The following is a 16525-nucleotide window of genomic DNA, read 5'->3' as shown; positions in this document are numbered from 1 at the left end:
CTTTCCCTATCCTTGACGTCTACGCTGTCGAATATACACATAAAAGAATCCTCCGGCACTTAATAAACGCAGGGCCGAACTGATAAACATTGCAATATCCATCCCCATTAACTCTAAAAGGAAGATACCCACTTGTGGTGCAATGAAAGCAATAAGAGCCAGCAATACATTATATGTTGTGATACAGTATGTCCTTGACTCCTCTGGTGACTGTTCTAGCAATAAATTAAAGAGTATTAAGACAGTACCCGCGAGAAAAAAGCCTGTTACAGTATTGATAAAAGTTAAGTAATATAAATTTGTAGATAATACAACTAAAAAAGGTGTAGTAGCCATACCAACTGCAGCCCATATAAAGACACGCATATTCGTATATTTTTCAGCCCATTTCTTCCAAAGCGGAAATGTCAGAAACTGGACAAGTGCACTACCGACCGAGAACATACTAATCCAAAATATTGTTGCTCCTGCAACTCGAACATTATAAATATTAAATAAGCCCCAGGCCATCTGCCAAGCAAAGTTAAAAAATAAGGCAGCTACTAAAAAATAAACATAATTTTTGTTATGGAAAATAGACCAATCCATCGACTTACGTTTAATTACATTCTGCTCAATCGACGTAGCGGGCTCGTCATGTTTCATTAAAAAGTAGACTTCTAACACTCCAAATCCAAAAGCTAGCGTAAAAAGAATTTGATAGGCTAGTGAATCGGTTTCAGAGTCTCTCATTATGACACCGATAATAAGGGTAGCGAATAATCCTACAATTGTTAGCATCCTATTTCGGTCGCTAAAAAATTGACCACGCCGTTTTTCCTCTATTAATCCACTAATAAGGGTCTGCCATCCTACATTGGCTACAGTGTTTGGTACACTTATCAAAGCTACGATTAATAAGAATGCCCAAGTCCTTGTAAGAGGATCTGGCATATATACGACAAAAGCGATAAATAACAATAGTAAGCGCGCAAACAAAATAGCCAATGCCACTAACTTTTTTTGTGTGATGGTCCTATTCAGCAGTATTGCTGCGGGGATGGTCATGAGCAATGCGACTAATGGAGGAAGTGAGCTGATTAGCCCCACCTGATAATTCGAAGCTCCCAAGATTGTAATTGCAAATATAGGAAAATAGTTATTAGAAGTATTTGTCGCTACTGTAGAAGCCATACCGTGATATATGCTAATCTTCTCATTTATAGTTCTCATATTAGTCGTCCATTCTTACTAGTATAGCTTGAATTATATACCTCATTTGGAAGAATACAAGTGCCTTCCAGGATATTAATTTTTCTCTTGCTATTAACTACAATAGCAAGAGAAAAAAATAAAAAAACTTCCTACCGCTGGTAAGAAGTAAATAAGTTCTTTAGTATTTAACTAGATAAATATTAGATTAAAAAAAATTTAATGAATTATATATTGCCAATTATATACAACAGAAAACAGTGTGGTAGCTACCAAAAGACTCCCTATAAAATAAGGATATTTTTTCCCGCTCCAACAAAGCACTATTATGGCTAAACCTACTCCGGCTCCCACTAGTGCAAACCATGGAAAAGTTGTATTGGAAAAATATAAGAATAAAGCAAAATCAGCTACTAGAAAAAGTGCTAGGAACACTTGATTCATTAACTTGAGCTCTTCTATATTATACTGTGTCATGACTCTACTCCTTTCTTAGCGGCATTTTTAACCATTACAGATAAAACACCGTTAAATATTTTACTACAATAGTTATTGGATTGTATAGAAAAAAGTGTAAATTAAACTAAAAATATCTTTATTTCTATTTTTGATTTCTGTCTCCTTTCCATTTGCTAATCGCTAATCTACTTTATTTAGTGTCGGAAATGTTAAATTTAACTAATAATTCCTTTTATACAAGCTAGTTATATTTACAAAATGCTTGGAAGGAGTATAATGAAGAGTTGATACAGATGGATTATATATCCTGTATTAAAAGAATTTACTTGGTTTAAGTAGACGGGGTGAAAATACAATGGAAAAAACTCAAGAACAAGAGCAGACGCTTGTAGAGCATTTATCAGAGCTTAGAAAAAGGCTGATCGTTATCGTTTCCACCTTTATTCTTACCCTTGCTCTTGGATTCTGGATGGCTCCCAAAACTTTAAACTTTCTCAAGCAACAGCCTACTGCTGCGCACGTAGAATGGAACGTGTTTGGGTATACAGATGGGCTGATGATTTATGTAAAATGTGCATTAATTCTTGCTATCTTAATCACATTACCGATTGCCATGCATCAAATTTGGTTATTCGTAAAGCCTGGTTTACTAGAAAAAGAGGCAAAAGGAACTGCTTATTTTATTCCTGCTTCCTTCTTGCTATTTCTAACTGGGATCAGCTTTAGTTACTTTATTTTATTCCCCTTGATGTTAAACTTTATGTCTAATATTAACGAATCGATAGGTGCAATTGAAACCTATGGAATGCAACAATATTTTACGTTTATGTTTAATTTAATCATCCCGGTAGGAATCGTTTTCGAGCTCCCTGTCATTATCTTATTTTTAACGAAGCTCGGAATTATAACACCAGATCGGTTAAGAAAAATGAGAAAGGTGTCCTATTTTGTCCTGGTTGTAGTCGGTGTTTCTATCACTCCTCCAGATTTTATCTCGGACTTTATTATCGTGGTGCCTTTGTTGCTACTGTTTGAAATAAGTATATTAGTTTCTAACTGGGCGTATAAAAAACGGCTAGCAAAAGAAGCAGAAGAGCAAAAAAAGTTGGAAAATTAATTACTTAAGTAAATTCTTCCAATGTGTTATACTATCAACGTTAACTAATTGTCAATTTGCCACTTGATATATATAGAAACTAACTTTAGGAGGAACTCATATGCCAAATATCGGCTTACCGGGTTTAATCATTATTTTAGTCATTGCATTAATCGTTTTTGGTCCATCTAAATTGCCTCAACTAGGTAGAGCAGTTGGACAAACATTGAAAGAGTTCAAGAACTCTACGAAAGAAATCGTAGATGACGTAACAGATGAGTTTAAAATGGAAGATAAAGACGCAGATAAAAAGAAAGCATAATGGATAGCCGAGCTACTAGCTCGGCTATTTTTATATATAGTGAATAATAGCTTAACTAAAAACTCGAATAAAATAACAAGGCCATCAGGATGTGAACATCATGATGGCCTACAGGAGGTAGGACATATATTTATGCCACCCCCTTATATTATAGATTTTTAAAGAATAAACGAACTACATCTGCTCCACCAATCAATGTTCCAAAAGAGCCAAAAATATTCGTCAAAACTACTACTAGTAAAATACGGGTTACTTTGTTTCTCCAGAATCCTTTAATTGTAAAAACATCCTCTGTGAGATTTTCAAAATCTCCTATCGTTGGTCGTTTGACAAACGCTTGAACAAGTCCAGAAGCCCAACCCGATGCTAAGATAGGATGAAGTGTCGTAATCGGTGCTGCTACAAAGGCTGTAAGAATTGCCAGTGGGTGCCCAAACGCAACAGCCGTACCAATTGCCGCTGTCGTTCCAGTCCATAATATCCAGCTAAGCGCTTGGTCGAAGCCAGCAGTCGGATTTATGATAAATGTATATGCTATTAATGCAATGATCAATATAGGCAAGGACCAGCCAAGAATTTTAGGAACAATAGACTTAGGAGGCAATTCGGAAAGCTTCCCTAAATCCTGTTCCTTATATATTTCCTTTGTGATCCCAGGGACATGGGCTGCTCCTAGTACGGCAACTACTTTTCCCCCCGGAGCCTCCTTAATTTTTTGAGCAAGGTATTGATCTCGCTCATCAATCAGCGGTGTTTTCAACTTAGGAAACGCTTCCGTAAATTCAGCTAAGACCGCATTCAGTGTATCCTGGGTTTTCATTTTTTCTAGCTCTTCCTCCGATATTGTATCCTTACTAAAGATACTAAAGAAAACAGAGGATAGAAGCTGAGATTTTCCCATAAGACCAAGGTTACCCCAGATACGTGAGAAAGTTGTTTGTATATTACGGTCAGCTAAAACTAATTCTGCTCCAATTTCTTTCGCGCTTGCTATTCCTTGAATCATTTCTTGGCCTGGTTGGATATCAAACTGCTTAGCCATTCTGTTTTGGAAGGAGGAAATCGCTAAATTCATTAACAAAAGGGTTGCTTTCTTTTCTTTTATCACCTTAAATATATCCATCTCTTTCCACTTTTTTGTATCAGAAATAGATTGATATCTTTGTTCGTCTAGTTCTATACAAACAGAATCAGGCTTTTCTCTCTCTATTACCTCTTTTACCTGCTCCGCACTTAATCGTGACACATGGGCTGTACCTATTAAAATAACTTCCTTGCCATCTACTACTAGCCGAGTAACGTTTTCTTCTGACATAAGCTACTTCCTTTTATACGTTTATTTCTTCTCCACCATCATTACGTTAGGAAAAGGGTCTATCTTTAATAATGAAGGAGTCTTGACTAAAATTCAATTATGTTTATTAGAAAAAATGAAAATATAGGAAGTATTGGCTGTCGGGTGGTGTCTGCTACCTCCCCGAAAGGTTAGTTTCTCAGAATAATGATATAATTATTCTATGAAACATGGAAAGGAGAATGCGTAATGATCATTGTAACAAACCGTATTAAAACAAAACCAGGATTTGCTGAAAAAATGGCTCCTAATTTTACGAAGCCAGGTCCTCTCCAAGAAATGAAAGGCTTTATCAAGGTAGAGGTAACGATTACACAAGGACCTACTGAATATGATGAAATGAATGTGAATATGTATTGGGAAACAGAAGAGGATTTCCAAGCATGGAGAAATAGTGATATTTTCAAAGAAGCACATAAGCGTCCTGAACCAAAGGAGGGAGAAGCTCCTAAAGAATCTCCTCTACTTGGAAGCGAGTTAATCATCTCAAAAGTAGCGAGCACGGTAAAAGCAATTTCTCATATGTAAGGAAAAGAGTACAGACTCTCTTGTCTGTACTCTTTTATATGATCTTATTTATTCGATAAATTCCTTTTTTATCGCGTAGTTTACAGCCATTTGCTTCAAAGATATGAATCATATGCTTATTGTTCTCATCTGTACTTCCAACATAATAGGTGGCATGAAATTTCTTCATTAATTCCAATGATATGCGATGAAATACTTTTCCGTAGCCCTTTCCACGCTCCTCTGGAATGACTCCAAAATAGAATAGCCTTCCCTCATCCTTTGTCCCCTCTTCGACGTGAGGAACACTTATTCCAAGTACGCTTCTATCCTTTGAAAAGATAAAGCAGTGGGATCTCCAGCCGCTTCCCAGCTCGCTCTCTAAAGAATCCATAATCTGCTCTATCGAAAATAAGTTATTTTTGTTTGCCGAGCCACTTCGACATACGTCATAAAGCTTCGCAAAATCAACATCATCCATTTCACTTTCCTCTAACGATTCATAGGTAACCAAGCTTTCTGTTAAGAAATGCTCATCAAGCTGGCGAGTATATTCCACTATGGAGGATACTTTATGAAATCCTTTTTCCAGTAACCATTCTTCCAGTTCTTGATTCATGAGAAGGGAAAGGTATGCTACTTGCTCGTATTTCCACTGTTCCAAGAGTACAGCGAAGGATTGTTGATATTCCTCCGTTGACACACCCTTCATCTTCCTTTGGTCCACAAGCCAATACTCTTTATCTTTTTTTATCGTATTAAAAAGCATCTGTATCTTCTCCGATCTGATCTATGTGTGTCACTCGATTTCGGCCATTTGCTTTTGAATAATAAAGCGCCTTATCCGCACTTTCTACAATGGACGAATGAGTATCATTCTTTCCGTAAGTAGAGATACCCATGCTAATGGTGACACTTCCAGCATCCCAATTGGATTCTTCTATTGCTCTTCTAACCTTCTCTGCTTCCTTCTGAGCTATTGCTTCACTTGCACGTGGGTATAAAATAATAAATTCCTCTCCTCCATAACGAAGTACAGAATCTTCTTCTCTTATAATATCTTTTACCAATCCAGCTAGCTGTACTAGAACCTTGTCTCCTACTTGATGTCCATACGTATCATTTATCTTTTTAAAATAATCAATGTCAAAAATACATAAGGAAAATGGAACTTGCCCCTTCTCAAAATCAATGATCAGTTCCTCCAGCTTTAGATGAAAATAGTGACGATTTCTCAAACCTGTTAGCTTATCTGTTATTGCTAGTTCCTCCAGCTTTGTATTTAAACTGATAAGACTCTCTTGCTTCTTCTCTATTTCTATATGTAATTGTTCTAGCTTAGTAAGTGCCTCTTCCTTTTCTCGATATGCTTCTTCCGCCTGTTTTTTTGCCTGCCGAATCTCTCTCTCATAACTCATCCTTTTTCCCATAGAGACGACAACACAATCAATCAGCTTAGTGTCTTCCCTTTCTACGTAAACACCATTAAGCAGAATTGGCACAACTTGACCTTCTTTATTTTTCAAGCTCAAGAACATTTCCTCCACCCTACCGTATAGCTCTATATATGGGTAAAAGTAAGTATGAAATATAAACTTATTGGCCGCAGTTAGAATTATTTCTATATGCTTTTGAATAAGCTCCTCTTTCTTATAACCAACCATCTGCAAGAATGTCTCGTTCACTTCTTGAATGATGCCTTTTTGCGTAATAGTGAAAAAGCCACAAGGGGCATTATTTAAACGCTCATCCATTTTAGCTATCTCCTCTTAATCCAACAAAAAATTATAAATCAGTTGAGCAGTTTCCTCTGGGTGACTAAGATGCGGATAATGCCCTTTTACCTCCATAATTTGAAGGCTACTATGTTTTAAATGACAGTGCAGGTATTGCCCTACCTCAATCGGCACAATGCTATCCTCCGAGCATTGGATGATTAAAACTGGAATATCCAGATCGTTAAGTTCACGACGGTGATCACTATAAAAGGTTACTTCTGCAAACTGTCTGGACACTGCCGGGTCATTGGAACGAAAGCTAGTCTCTACTTCCTTTGCAACTAACGGACTTTCTTCCTTGTCTACTACTTTCGGTGCCATAGAGGTCGCCCATCCCACAAAGTTCATCTCCATCATTTCTAATAGCTCTAAGATATCCGGCTCCTCAAAGCCACCATAGTAGCCATCTAAATCATTTAAATATCTTGGAGACGGACCAATCATAATCATCTTTTTAAAAAGCTCAGGATATTTTATGGCTGTTAGCATTCCAATCATAGAACTAATGGAATGTCCAACGAAAATAACCTCTTTTAATCGCAAGGAGGTTAACACGTCATAGAGATCCTCTACATACCCAGTTAACGAGTTGTATTTTTGAAAGTCATAAAAGGATAAATCAGAGTTTCCAGAGCCTACATAATCAAATAAGACAATTCTATAGTCCTGTTTAAATGCGTGAGTAATATATCTCCACATTGTCTGATCACACCCAAATCCATGAGCAAAAACCAATGTTTTTTCACCATTTCCGATTACTTGTACATTGTTCCTTTCTAGCACATTCACCATATACACACCTCTGGACAGAATTCTTGTTCATCTCCATTTAAAAAAATAGCTCCCACATCAGTAAAGAAGGGAAGCCTATCAAGTCATTAGTATATTTTCCAAAAATATCTACTTCTAATATACTAGTTTATCTTATAATTTTCTAGTTGAATAAAGGAAATGCAACAATGCACCTATTTATCATCTGACTACTCTCTTTAAAAACTCCTTTGTTCGTGCCTGAGTAGGATTATTAAAGAGCTGCTCTGGTCTCCCTTCCTCTGCTATCACACCCTTGTCCATAAAAACTACTCGATGAGATACTTCTCTAGCAAAATCCATTTCATGAGTCACAATAAGCATGGTCAGCCCGGACTCCGCAAGCTCCTTCATTACCTTTAAGACCTCTCCTACCATTTCTGGATCAAGAGCAGAGGTTGGTTCATCAAATAATAGAACGTCTGGCTCCATAGACAACGCTCTGGCTATAGCTACTCGTTGCTTTTGACCTCCAGAAAGCTGCTTAGGCTTTGCATGAATATATTGGTGCATTCCTACTACCTGTAAATACTTAAGCGCAATTCTTTCTGCTTCTTCTTTAGAGCGTTTTAAAACTTTTATTTGGCCAACTGTGCAATTTCCTAATACAGTGTGATTGTTGAATAAGTTAAATTGCTGAAACACCATACCAAGCTTCGTTCGATAGCTGTTTATGTCTTGGTTAGAGGTTAAAATATTTTCTCCGTTATATATAATTTGCCCACCACTTGGCTGTTCTAGGAGATTCACACAACGCAATAAAGTGGATTTACCTGAGCCAGAGGAGCCGATCATACAAACTACTTCTCCTTTTTGGACAGAGAAATTTATATCCCGCAGAACCTCATGTGTGCCAAAGGATTTGCTTAGATGTTGAATATCAATTACTTTTTCCATTTCTACTCCTCCTTTAGTGGTTTTCATTCTTACTTACTGGAATAGTGAGCTGTTGGGGTTGGCCAACTATCATTGTGTAATTTTCAGGACCATCTAGCTTCCTCTCAAAATATCTTAAAATTAATGTGACTGCATACGTCATGACAAAATAGAGGATACAAGCTACAAAGAAAGACTCAAAGTACCGAAAGTTATTTCCTGCGATAGATTTTGTTTGGAAAAATAGTTCTGTTACACCAATTACGTTAAGCACAGAAGTATCTTTTATATTAATAATGAACTGATTTCCCGTTGCTGGTAAAATATTGCGAATTACTTGTGGAAGTACCACGTGGAACATTGTTTGAAAATGATTCATACCAATTGCTTGGGAGGCTTCAAACTGTCCTTTGTCTATGGAGATGATTCCTCCTCTAACTATTTCAGCCATGTAAGCTCCCGTGTTTATGGAAACAATCAGTAAGGCAGCTACTAAAGTATGCAGGTTCCATCCAAAGGCTAAAGCGGAGCCATAAAAGATAACCATCGCTTGTACAATCATAGGTGTTCCTCTAAAGAACTCTATATAAGCTGATAAAAAGAAATTGATACATGTTAAAATAAATTTCTTAATACCTCTTGAAGGCTTTGGAATTGTACGAATAACCCCAGTAAGTAAGCCAATCGCCCCTCCAATAATGGTTCCTATAATAGAGATTAGCAAGGTAATGCCGGCGCCTCGAAGAAACATTGGCCAGTAATTTGTTACGATTGATATGATCCACTCTACACTCATGTTTTCCCCCTATTTAAGACATTCGTTCGTTTATCTGTTTAAAAACCAGCTACTAATTTAGGCAGCTGGTCCATCTTTTTTATTCAGCTGCTGGCTGATTAAGTATTGCTGTATCCATCAGCTTTTGACGTTCTTCTTCACTTATTCCAGCTAGAATCTCATTAATTTTATCGATATCTGGATTTCCTTTTTGCAATCCAACAGCTGTAGCTGTTTCTACTGGATCTGCTTTAAAACCTTCAGTAAACTCTATCATCACAAAGTTTTCATTTGCAGTGGATGCACTTACTCCCTCTGGCCGCTCCGATACATAGCCATCAATCATGCCAGATTCTAGGGCTACTCTCATTGCAGGGAAATTATCAGATGCAGGCTGCTTCTTTACTCCATTGATTTGATCAATCACATTATAATGAGAGGTATTTAATTGTCCCGTTATTTTAGCACCTTTAAAGTCCTGAATAGAGGTTGCTTCCTCATAAGCACTACCCTTTTTTACGACCATGACAAAATTAGAGGTATAGTAATTATCGGAGAAATCAATCGTTTTCTTTCTTTCTTCCGTTGGAGACATTCCGGCAATAATAGCATCAATTTTTCCAGAAGTTAAAGCTGGAACTAAGCCATCCCATTCTAATTTCACCACTTCTAATTCTCTTCCAAGCCCTTCTGCAATTCTTTTAGCAATTTCTACATCATAGCCTCCTGCGTATTCTGCAGCTCCATTAATTTTTATTGCTCCATTTGACTCATCCATTTGCGTCCAGTTAAAAGGAGGATATCCTGCTTCTAAGCCAATTCGAAACACTTCTTTTTCCTCGCTAGCACTAGCATTTCCTGTCTCTTCTTGATTAGATGTACCGCATGACGCTAATAGCATGGTAGCAATTAGAATGGTTAAGAAAATAGTTATCTTGTTTTTCATGTCTATGAATCTCCTTTTTTATAAATGATATGTTCCAAGCAATAAAAAAAGGACAAACATACAAAAAAAGCCCTGAGATGAACTCAGGTCCGTTATGTATGGTTGCCCAGAATTCCTCTACTTTTCCCTAATGAGATAGCACACCATGAGAAACCGGGATGTTTCACATGGACAGTCCTACAGTTATTCACTGTAGACCCAGCATGTAATAACGAGATTATTACACACTTCGGCGACATTTCCTTCTTCCTAGCATCATGGCTTTCTCCTGCTCCTCTAGGAACTGTTAAATATCGCGCCTCTACCTCACTTATGTAAGCGAGGTTTTATTCAATTATTGTTCATAGTCTACATGACCATTTTCTATCTGTCAATGATTCTTTATTACATTTTTTTCTTTTTAATCCATATATAAATTCATATTTCCATTAATTTTCTTCTACTTTTTAATTAATTTCTCCTTTACCAATCTCTCTTTATTCTCCAAGTTGAAGGTTCCTGGGGTATGAGTTGGCAGAGAACCACTTCCTCCTATAATTTCCTCCTCATACTCATAGACATATGCCATTAAATGCTGATTGTCTACCGTTTTTTCCTTAAGTTTATATTCATATCTTGTTATTTCTTTTCCGTTATATTGCTCGATAAACGTCACACCACTTGCTCGATAATTTTCAAGCATCTCTTCCGGAACATCTAATATATACTTTTTTACTTCACCCGACGCCTTTATCTCCCAGCCTAACGAGGATAGGTATTCTTGGTGAGATTCGTTTATACTTTCACATCCAGCGACCAGGAATAGTAACAAAATAAACAGTAGCTTTTTCATTTTTCAGCTCCTATACACAGTTACTATAATAGACGCAATAAAGGAAAGAAACGTTACATACAAAATGACTGCTTACCATAAAAATGAGTAGAGAAAGCGACTATATCTTTCTCTACTCACCACTTTTTTATCGCCACTTTTCATCTAATATATTAAAGGTTAAACGCTCGGGTTTGACGTAGTCATCTGGATCCGATAAGAATATAAGCTCGGGAATATTTCCTGAAAGGTTGTCCAGCTCCTTTTCAAGAGCTTCACGATAGTTTTCTGCGCTAGTAGTAATTGGTGGAGACCAATTATCATGGTGGGTAGGCACAAACACCTTAGGATTTAAAGCCTCTATATACATTCGCGGGTCTCTTAACCCATTTGTATATAGGTTAAAGCCCATAATCGCTCCTAGCTGAACATCTGTCTCAGATAAAGAAGCTAGAATGTTTGTTAACTCTGGTGCCTCTTCTTTAATTGGTCCAGCAGAATCATTCCAAGCAAAGGTAAACTCTCCTACTTGGAATTGGTACATGACCGTACCTCCCTCGTCTTCCCCTACAGAAGCAAGTAATTCCTTTATATCCCCCTTAGGAGCCTCACTGTTTCTATCTTTCTTTGAAAATAGCGGAGCTGATTGGTCATCTGTATCTGGTAGCTCTAGAGCTGAATGAACGTGAGAAATCGCTGTAATTTTTACACCCTCTAGAAATTTAAGTTTTTGAATCGCCCCAGGAGCCGAATCCGCTTTTATCGCTTCTACGCAATTTATAGCAGCTTCGGTCTCTACATCCTGTTTTATTTGCTCACAATGATCTGGAGTGCCTACTAATGTGGCCCCTGTCTTTTCTATTATCTCCGCCGCATGATCTGCATGATCAAAATGAGAATGCCCGATGAAGATTGCTTCTGGCTGAAGAGCAGCTAGCTCCTCGGCAGTTGCAGGAACATAGTTAGAATCCTCTCCAGGTATCCATGCATCCAGTAAAATGACTTGGCCATTTACAGCCACGGCAAAATTGGAGACCCCTACCCATGAGAAAATTACTTGATCGGGGCTAATTTTACCGGTGTTCTCATCTACATACCGCTTGCCAAAGAACTTCTTTCTAGCTTCTATCATCTGCATTTCCTCATCACTCTTGGATTCTACCTCCTCTATCTGCATGCTGACAAAACCAACACTTATTATCCCAAACAGAATAACTACAAGGTAACGACGAAGTTGCAAAGAATCTACCTCCTCTTCTGCTTTCCCGTTCTATAATGTGTCCTTCCTATTCCCGAGTAAACTCAAAACAAACCTTTTCTGGGTACTTGTCATAGCTTTGTAACTTACTTTTTAAGCTGTTAATCAAATAAAAAACCTCTCTAAAAAGTCGATGACTAATTAGAGAGGTTCTCAACCCTGTTTTTTTCTATATATGTTTTTATCTACTTCTTCTATCTCCCCATGCGAGCATCGGAGGAGCAGGGTAAATAGCATATATCTATCAAAGAAGGAAAGATTGTCCCATAATTTTTCTACTTATGGGATATCCCTTTTCCCTTACTTTTGTATAAACATTTGTGTCCAGTAGTGACCGTCTTTTACATACCCGATTCCAATATGAGTATAATTTTTATTTAAAATATTGGCACGATGACCTTCACTATTCATCCATGCATTAACTACTGCTTGAGCAGAACGTTGCCCCATAGCAATGTTTTCGCCCGCCGACTTATAGTTAATACCGAAATTTTTCAACATAGTAAATGGGGAACCGTAAGTTGGGCTTGTATGACTAAAGTAATTCTTATCATGCATATCCTGAGATTTATATTTTGCTACTCTTGCAAGCTCCCAATCATATTTTAAGGAGGACAAGCCAGCTTTTGTACGCTCCGCATTTACTAAGCGAATAACCTCTTGCTCTACTGAATATTCTTGGTTGCTTGGTACATTTATTTTTTGTCCTGGATAAATTAAATTGATATTACTAATCTGAGGATTTGCTTCAATCAATTCAGATATCCCTGTTTCTGTTTTTACAGCAATCTTCCAAAGAGTATCTCCTGATACTACTGTATATGTGTTTGCCGCCATAGCAGAAAGAGGTAATAGTAATGATAATAGTGAAGCTAGAATAATTTTCTTTAGCATTCTATCAATCCTTTCATTTTTTATACCTCCATACTAAAGTAATAATTTCACCTACTCACACCAAAATATTTGGAAGAAATTTTACAGTTAGATTACAGAGAAAGCTATATGCTTCAAAAAGGTGGAAAGGTCAAAAGTTTAGACCCTTCCATTTATGTAATACGAATGTAATATAAAGCTTTTGGTAATTCTTTCTCGACCATAATATGGATAAACTAAGCCTAATAAAAACACGCACGATATCCACTGGATTAATCGTACGTGTTTACTTCAATGTAGATATTCATTTGTACTAGTCTAGAATAGATGTATTTGAAAACTTAAAAGAGTTGTGCCAATACTCCATCTAAAGGGTGAATCTTGATAGAGTAGTTTGCATTTCTTCTGCTAAGTGTGCAAGAGACTGAGCTGCTGCTGTAACTTCTTCGATTGTTTGTAATTGATTTTCGCTAATTTGAGTATTATTTCTACTTACTTTTGAGCCTTCCTCAGCCAATTCTTTTACAACTTCAATAGACTCTACAATTTGCTCACTTCCCGCTGACATTTGGTTAATAGAGGCAGCTACCTCTTGAACTCTTTCACTTACCTCTGTCACTCGCTCATTAATGGTCTTAAATAGTTCCCCAAACTTTTGGGTTGTCTCCACCCCACTTACCACCTTAGCAGTTCCACTTTGCATGGAGGATACAGCCTGCTCTGTTTCCTTCTGTATAGACATAATGAGCTCTGAAATCTGTTGTGCAGAAGTAGTAGATTGTTCTGCTAATTTTCTAACCTCGTCGGCCACAACAGCAAATCCCTTACCATGCTCTCCAGCACGCGCTGCTTCAATCGCAGCGTTCAATGCAAGAAGATTCGTTTGGCTAGATATTTCCGTTATAATAGAAACAATGCTCACGATCTCCTTTGATCTGTTACCTAGACTTGTAATAATTTTTGCTGTGTCTTGGACTGTGTGATGGATGTCATTCATCTGATGAATCACATTTCTTACACTACTTGCTCCATTAGCAGAAAGCTCTAATGTGCTAGTTGTTAAACCAGAAACTTCTTCGCTATGTGCTGCTATCTGCTGTATGCCTGCTGACATTTGGTTAATGGCTGTCGCTGCACCATTGATACTATTTAACTGCTCCTCTGAACCAATGGCCATCTGTTCGGTTTTTTCCGCTATTTCCTTAGCAGAATGATTACTTTCCTCTGCACTTGCTAGCAGCTCTTCTGAAGATGCCGTTAAAGTAGCAGATGAAAGATTCACTTGATCTACCATCGAACGGAGAGAGTCCACCATGTCATTAAAGCTATTGCTTAGTTGACCTAATTCATCATAAGAATGCACTTCTATTTGTTCGTTAAGATTCCCGCTATTAATTTTTTCTGTTGCACTCATTAAACGTTTTAATGGACGAAGTATAGATCTTAGAATAAGGGTAACAAGAAGCGCTCCACCTATAAAAGCAATTCCAATGACAGTTAATGTATTTACAAGAATAGAGCTTGCTTCTTCCGTAATTTCCTTCGAATACATTGTTCCAGATATTTTCCATCCAGTAAGCTCATTCGTGGTAAACATTAGCTTCTTCTCTTCTTTTTCTAGCATATATTCTGTCGTGCCTGATTCATGCTCAAACATATACTTATGCTCTGCATTATTAGCTGGTGCTCCTACTGGTTGATTAGGATGGATAAGGAATTTACTATTCTGGTCGAGAACCTGAGGATATCCTTCATTCCCTATCTTGGCTTTATTGATCATTTCCTTCAATTGATCAATTTTCATTTCAAAAGCAACTACACCACTACCATCGGTTAGTTTTTTCGATAAAGTAATGAAAGCAGCTTGTGAATCTTCTTTTGTAAATGGTTCACTTATATATACTTTAGAAGGATCGTTATTTGCTTGTTTATACCATTCTTGCGAAGTGGCTATCCTATCAGAGTTTGTGGAAGAGCTAATAATCGTTCCATCGGTGGTACCTATGTAGAAAGACTGCACTTCAGGATATTCTTTTAACATATCTTGAAATATAGGGTATGATTGTTCCGCATTTTTACCTTCTATAAAATTAGCTAGGTAAATAATTAATCGCATTCTATCTTCAAAATACAGGTTGACGTTCTGGTTTATTAGCTCAACATTTTGAGATGCAGCGTTGAGCATTTGCTCCTCTACCTTACTCTTAGCAGATGTATAGGAAAATCCCCCTATCGCTATACTTGGTACTAATAAAACTGTTACAAATGCTAATATCAGCTTCTTTTGAATAGAAAAATTTAAAACCTTTTTCATACTTTGTTTTCTTCCCTTCATTTATCCTTATAGGTAAAATTACCCTTAATAAAAAAACAATCGATAAGATAAAATTCTTAATTTTTAAAAACAACAGAAACTATCTTACTATAATATTTTTACCATTTCAAGGTATAATAATAGTAATTTGGTTAATATACTTAAAAAATACATAAATAAAGGTATACTAAATAAAAATAAACAGAAAACAGGTGACAAGATGAAAACAAGATTGTATAGAAATGATGATAATTTTATTGCTGGTATTACTTTAAAGGATGTAACTGCTCCCGAACAAAATAATATGGCTCTCCATACTTGTCAGAAGCCAGAAGATGTTTTGAGCAACAGGAAAAACCTCACCGCAACCTTACATTGTAATGTTGATCAAATGGTCTGTGCCAACCAAACGCACAGTGAAAATTTTTACAAAGTAACAAAAAAGGACAGTGGCAGAGGAGCAACCGCCTTAGACACAGCAATCCCGGACACTGATGCCTTATATACATTTGAGCCAAATTTATTGTTAACTAGCTTTACAGCGGATTGTGTTCCAATGCTTTTTTATAATAAAAAGAAGAATCTAGTAGGAGCTGTCCATTCCGGTTGGCAAGGAACAGTGAAAGAAATAACTACCAAGCTTTTTCAACATCTGATCCAAGTAGAAAATTGTGATGCAGTAGATTTCTTTGTATTCATTGGGCCTGCTTTAAGTCAGAAAAAATTTGAAGTAGATGAGGACGTTTATACGAAGTTTAAAGAATTGGGCTATGCAGATGAGTTTATTTATTTTAATGAGGAAACAAATAAATATCATATTGATAATCAACTGACAGTAAAACGTCAGTGTGAGCTTATCGGAATCCCTTCCGATAATATTTTGATAGATCGTACTTGTACATTCCTCAGTGAAGAAGGATTTTCTTATAGAGAGGATAGGAAAGCGGGTCGTCATGTAAGCTTTATTATGAGAAAAGAATAACTTTTGAAAAATGCAGAAGCACTGACGAATCTAATTTAGAGTCAGTGCTTCTTCTTTGTGATTGATGGACCTAAACAGCTCTTCAAAAAAGAAGCTTATATTAACACTTAGCCCTTCCTTTAGCACTTGTCTCTATAGCTGGCTTGCCAATATAAAAGGGCCTTTTGTAGGCC

General features: G+C 37.0%; 17 protein-coding genes and 1 riboswitch. Of the genes, 4 read left to right on the top strand and 13 right to left on the bottom strand.

Going from position 1 to position 16525, the window contains the following annotated elements; all coding sequences use genetic code 11:
* Window positions 1-6 precede the first annotated feature (6 nt).
* A complete protein-coding gene (locus AC1VU3_RS07460) occupies window positions 7-1212 on the bottom strand; it encodes an MFS transporter (protein ID WP_480389191.1) in 1206 nt (401 codons plus the stop codon).
* Window positions 1213-1410: 198 nt separating this feature from the next.
* The gene (locus tag AC1VU3_RS07455; RefSeq protein WP_480389192.1) at window positions 1411-1668 is read right to left on the bottom strand and encodes a hypothetical protein; all 258 of its coding nucleotides are present in this window, start codon (window positions 1666-1668) and stop codon (window positions 1411-1413) included.
* 337 nt (window positions 1669-2005) lie between these two features.
* On the opposite strand from AC1VU3_RS07455, the gene tatC reads away from it, so the two are divergent.
* Together tatC and tatA are read left to right on the top strand one after the other, a co-directional pair.
* Complete coding sequence (gene tatC, locus AC1VU3_RS07450; protein ID WP_480389193.1) at window positions 2006-2767, top strand: twin-arginine translocase subunit TatC; 762 nt, start codon at window positions 2006-2008, stop codon at window positions 2765-2767.
* A 100-nt stretch (window positions 2768-2867) separates the two neighbouring features.
* Complete coding sequence (gene tatA, locus AC1VU3_RS07445; RefSeq protein WP_480389194.1) at window positions 2868-3068, top strand: twin-arginine translocase TatA/TatE family subunit; 201 nt, start codon at window positions 2868-2870, stop codon at window positions 3066-3068.
* A 148-nt stretch (window positions 3069-3216) separates the two neighbouring features.
* Here tatA and AC1VU3_RS07440 read toward each other — a convergent pair whose 3' ends face one another.
* Entirely contained in the window at window positions 3217-4383 is a 1167-nt protein-coding gene (locus tag AC1VU3_RS07440; RefSeq protein ID WP_480389195.1) for a TraB/GumN family protein, read from the bottom strand.
* Window positions 4384-4611: 228 nt separating this feature from the next.
* Between AC1VU3_RS07440 and AC1VU3_RS07435 the strand changes: the two genes are divergently transcribed.
* Complete coding sequence (locus AC1VU3_RS07435; RefSeq protein WP_480389196.1) at window positions 4612-4950, top strand: heme oxygenase; 339 nt, start codon at window positions 4612-4614, stop codon at window positions 4948-4950.
* A gap of 34 nt (window positions 4951-4984) precedes the next feature.
* Here the strand turns inward: AC1VU3_RS07435 and AC1VU3_RS07430 are convergent, their stop codons facing one another.
* The 10 genes from AC1VU3_RS07430 to AC1VU3_RS07385 form a co-directional block, all read right to left on the bottom strand.
* Window positions 4985-5698, bottom strand: a complete 714-nt coding sequence (locus AC1VU3_RS07430) for a GNAT family N-acetyltransferase (protein ID WP_480389197.1) — start codon at window positions 5696-5698, stop codon at window positions 4985-4987.
* The gene (locus tag AC1VU3_RS07425) at window positions 5688-6683 is read right to left on the bottom strand and encodes a sensor domain-containing diguanylate cyclase (protein ID WP_482983210.1); all 996 of its coding nucleotides are present in this window, start codon (window positions 6681-6683) and stop codon (window positions 5688-5690) included. The genes AC1VU3_RS07430 and AC1VU3_RS07425 overlap by 11 nt, the downstream gene beginning before the upstream one ends.
* Window positions 6684-6698: 15 nt before the next feature.
* Window positions 6699-7499: an alpha/beta fold hydrolase gene (locus AC1VU3_RS07420; RefSeq protein ID WP_482983209.1), complete on the bottom strand. Its 801-nt coding sequence runs from the start codon at window positions 7497-7499 to the stop codon at window positions 6699-6701.
* A gap of 180 nt (window positions 7500-7679) precedes the next feature.
* Window positions 7680-8414, bottom strand: a complete 735-nt coding sequence (locus tag AC1VU3_RS07415) for an amino acid ABC transporter ATP-binding protein (RefSeq protein ID WP_482983208.1) — start codon at window positions 8412-8414, stop codon at window positions 7680-7682.
* Window positions 8415-8427: 13 nt separating this feature from the next.
* On the bottom strand, window positions 8428-9189 hold the full coding sequence (locus AC1VU3_RS07410) for an amino acid ABC transporter permease (RefSeq protein WP_480389201.1): 762 nt from the start codon (window positions 9187-9189) through the stop codon (window positions 8428-8430).
* 79 nt (window positions 9190-9268) lie between these two features.
* Entirely contained in the window at window positions 9269-10114 is an 846-nt protein-coding gene (locus AC1VU3_RS07405) for a transporter substrate-binding domain-containing protein (protein WP_480389202.1), read from the bottom strand.
* A gap of 128 nt (window positions 10115-10242) precedes the next feature.
* A riboswitch (Lysine riboswitch) is annotated at window positions 10243-10426 on the bottom strand.
* A 127-nt stretch (window positions 10427-10553) separates the two neighbouring features.
* Entirely contained in the window at window positions 10554-10946 is a 393-nt protein-coding gene (locus AC1VU3_RS07400) for a hypothetical protein (protein ID WP_480389203.1), read from the bottom strand.
* A 127-nt stretch (window positions 10947-11073) separates the two neighbouring features.
* Window positions 11074-12165 (bottom strand): MBL fold metallo-hydrolase, encoded by a 1092-nt coding sequence (locus AC1VU3_RS07395; protein WP_482983207.1) that lies wholly within the window; start codon window positions 12163-12165, stop codon window positions 11074-11076.
* Between the two features lie 318 nt (window positions 12166-12483).
* Window positions 12484-13077 (bottom strand): SafA/ExsA family spore coat assembly protein, encoded by a 594-nt coding sequence (gene safA / locus AC1VU3_RS07390; protein ID WP_480389205.1) that lies wholly within the window; start codon window positions 13075-13077, stop codon window positions 12484-12486.
* A gap of 346 nt (window positions 13078-13423) precedes the next feature.
* A complete protein-coding gene (locus AC1VU3_RS07385) occupies window positions 13424-15370 on the bottom strand; it encodes a methyl-accepting chemotaxis protein (RefSeq protein ID WP_480389206.1) in 1947 nt (648 codons plus the stop codon).
* 220 nt (window positions 15371-15590) lie between these two features.
* Here AC1VU3_RS07385 and pgeF point away from each other — a divergent pair, with 220 nt between their 5' ends.
* Window positions 15591-16352, top strand: coding sequence for a peptidoglycan editing factor PgeF (gene pgeF / locus AC1VU3_RS07380; protein ID WP_480389207.1), 762 nt, complete (start codon window positions 15591-15593; stop codon window positions 16350-16352).
* Window positions 16353-16525: the final 173 nt, after the last annotated feature.

It is taken from the genome of Psychrobacillus sp. Z16_25 (assembly GCF_056856695.1).
Note: the sequence above shows the minus strand (reverse complement) of the source record. Positions and strands in the feature narration are given on the sequence as shown.

What these genes read in the sequence shown, in the direction of transcription:
- AC1VU3_RS07460 (WP_480389191.1), bottom strand. Translation starts at nt 1,212, where the DNA reads ATGAGAACTATAAATGAGAAGATTAGCATATATCACGGTATGGCTTCT.
- AC1VU3_RS07455 (WP_480389192.1), bottom strand. Translation starts at nt 1,668, where the DNA reads ATGACACAGTATAATATAGAAGAGCTCAAGTTAATGAATCAAGTGTTC.
- tatC (WP_480389193.1), top strand. Translation starts at nt 2,006, where the DNA reads ATGGAAAAAACTCAAGAACAAGAGCAGACGCTTGTAGAGCATTTATCA.
- tatA (WP_480389194.1), top strand. Translation starts at nt 2,868, where the DNA reads ATGCCAAATATCGGCTTACCGGGTTTAATCATTATTTTAGTCATTGCA.
- AC1VU3_RS07440 (WP_480389195.1), bottom strand. Translation starts at nt 4,383, where the DNA reads ATGTCAGAAGAAAACGTTACTCGGCTAGTAGTAGATGGCAAGGAAGTT.
- AC1VU3_RS07435 (WP_480389196.1), top strand. Translation starts at nt 4,612, where the DNA reads ATGATCATTGTAACAAACCGTATTAAAACAAAACCAGGATTTGCTGAA.
- AC1VU3_RS07430 (WP_480389197.1), bottom strand. Translation starts at nt 5,698, where the DNA reads ATGCTTTTTAATACGATAAAAAAAGATAAAGAGTATTGGCTTGTGGAC.
- AC1VU3_RS07425 (WP_482983210.1), bottom strand. Translation starts at nt 6,683, where the DNA reads ATGGATGAGCGTTTAAATAATGCCCCTTGTGGCTTTTTCACTATTACG.
- AC1VU3_RS07420 (WP_482983209.1), bottom strand. Translation starts at nt 7,499, where the DNA reads ATGGTGAATGTGCTAGAAAGGAACAATGTACAAGTAATCGGAAATGGT.
- AC1VU3_RS07415 (WP_482983208.1), bottom strand. Translation starts at nt 8,414, where the DNA reads ATGGAAAAAGTAATTGATATTCAACATCTAAGCAAATCCTTTGGCACA.
- AC1VU3_RS07410 (WP_480389201.1), bottom strand. Translation starts at nt 9,189, where the DNA reads ATGAGTGTAGAGTGGATCATATCAATCGTAACAAATTACTGGCCAATG.
- AC1VU3_RS07405 (WP_480389202.1), bottom strand. Translation starts at nt 10,114, where the DNA reads ATGAAAAACAAGATAACTATTTTCTTAACCATTCTAATTGCTACCATG.
- AC1VU3_RS07400 (WP_480389203.1), bottom strand. Translation starts at nt 10,946, where the DNA reads ATGAAAAAGCTACTGTTTATTTTGTTACTATTCCTGGTCGCTGGATGT.
- safA (WP_480389205.1), bottom strand. Translation starts at nt 13,077, where the DNA reads ATGCTAAAGAAAATTATTCTAGCTTCACTATTATCATTACTATTACCT.
- AC1VU3_RS07385 (WP_480389206.1), bottom strand. Translation starts at nt 15,370, where the DNA reads ATGAAAAAGGTTTTAAATTTTTCTATTCAAAAGAAGCTGATATTAGCA.
- pgeF (WP_480389207.1), top strand. Translation starts at nt 15,591, where the DNA reads ATGAAAACAAGATTGTATAGAAATGATGATAATTTTATTGCTGGTATT.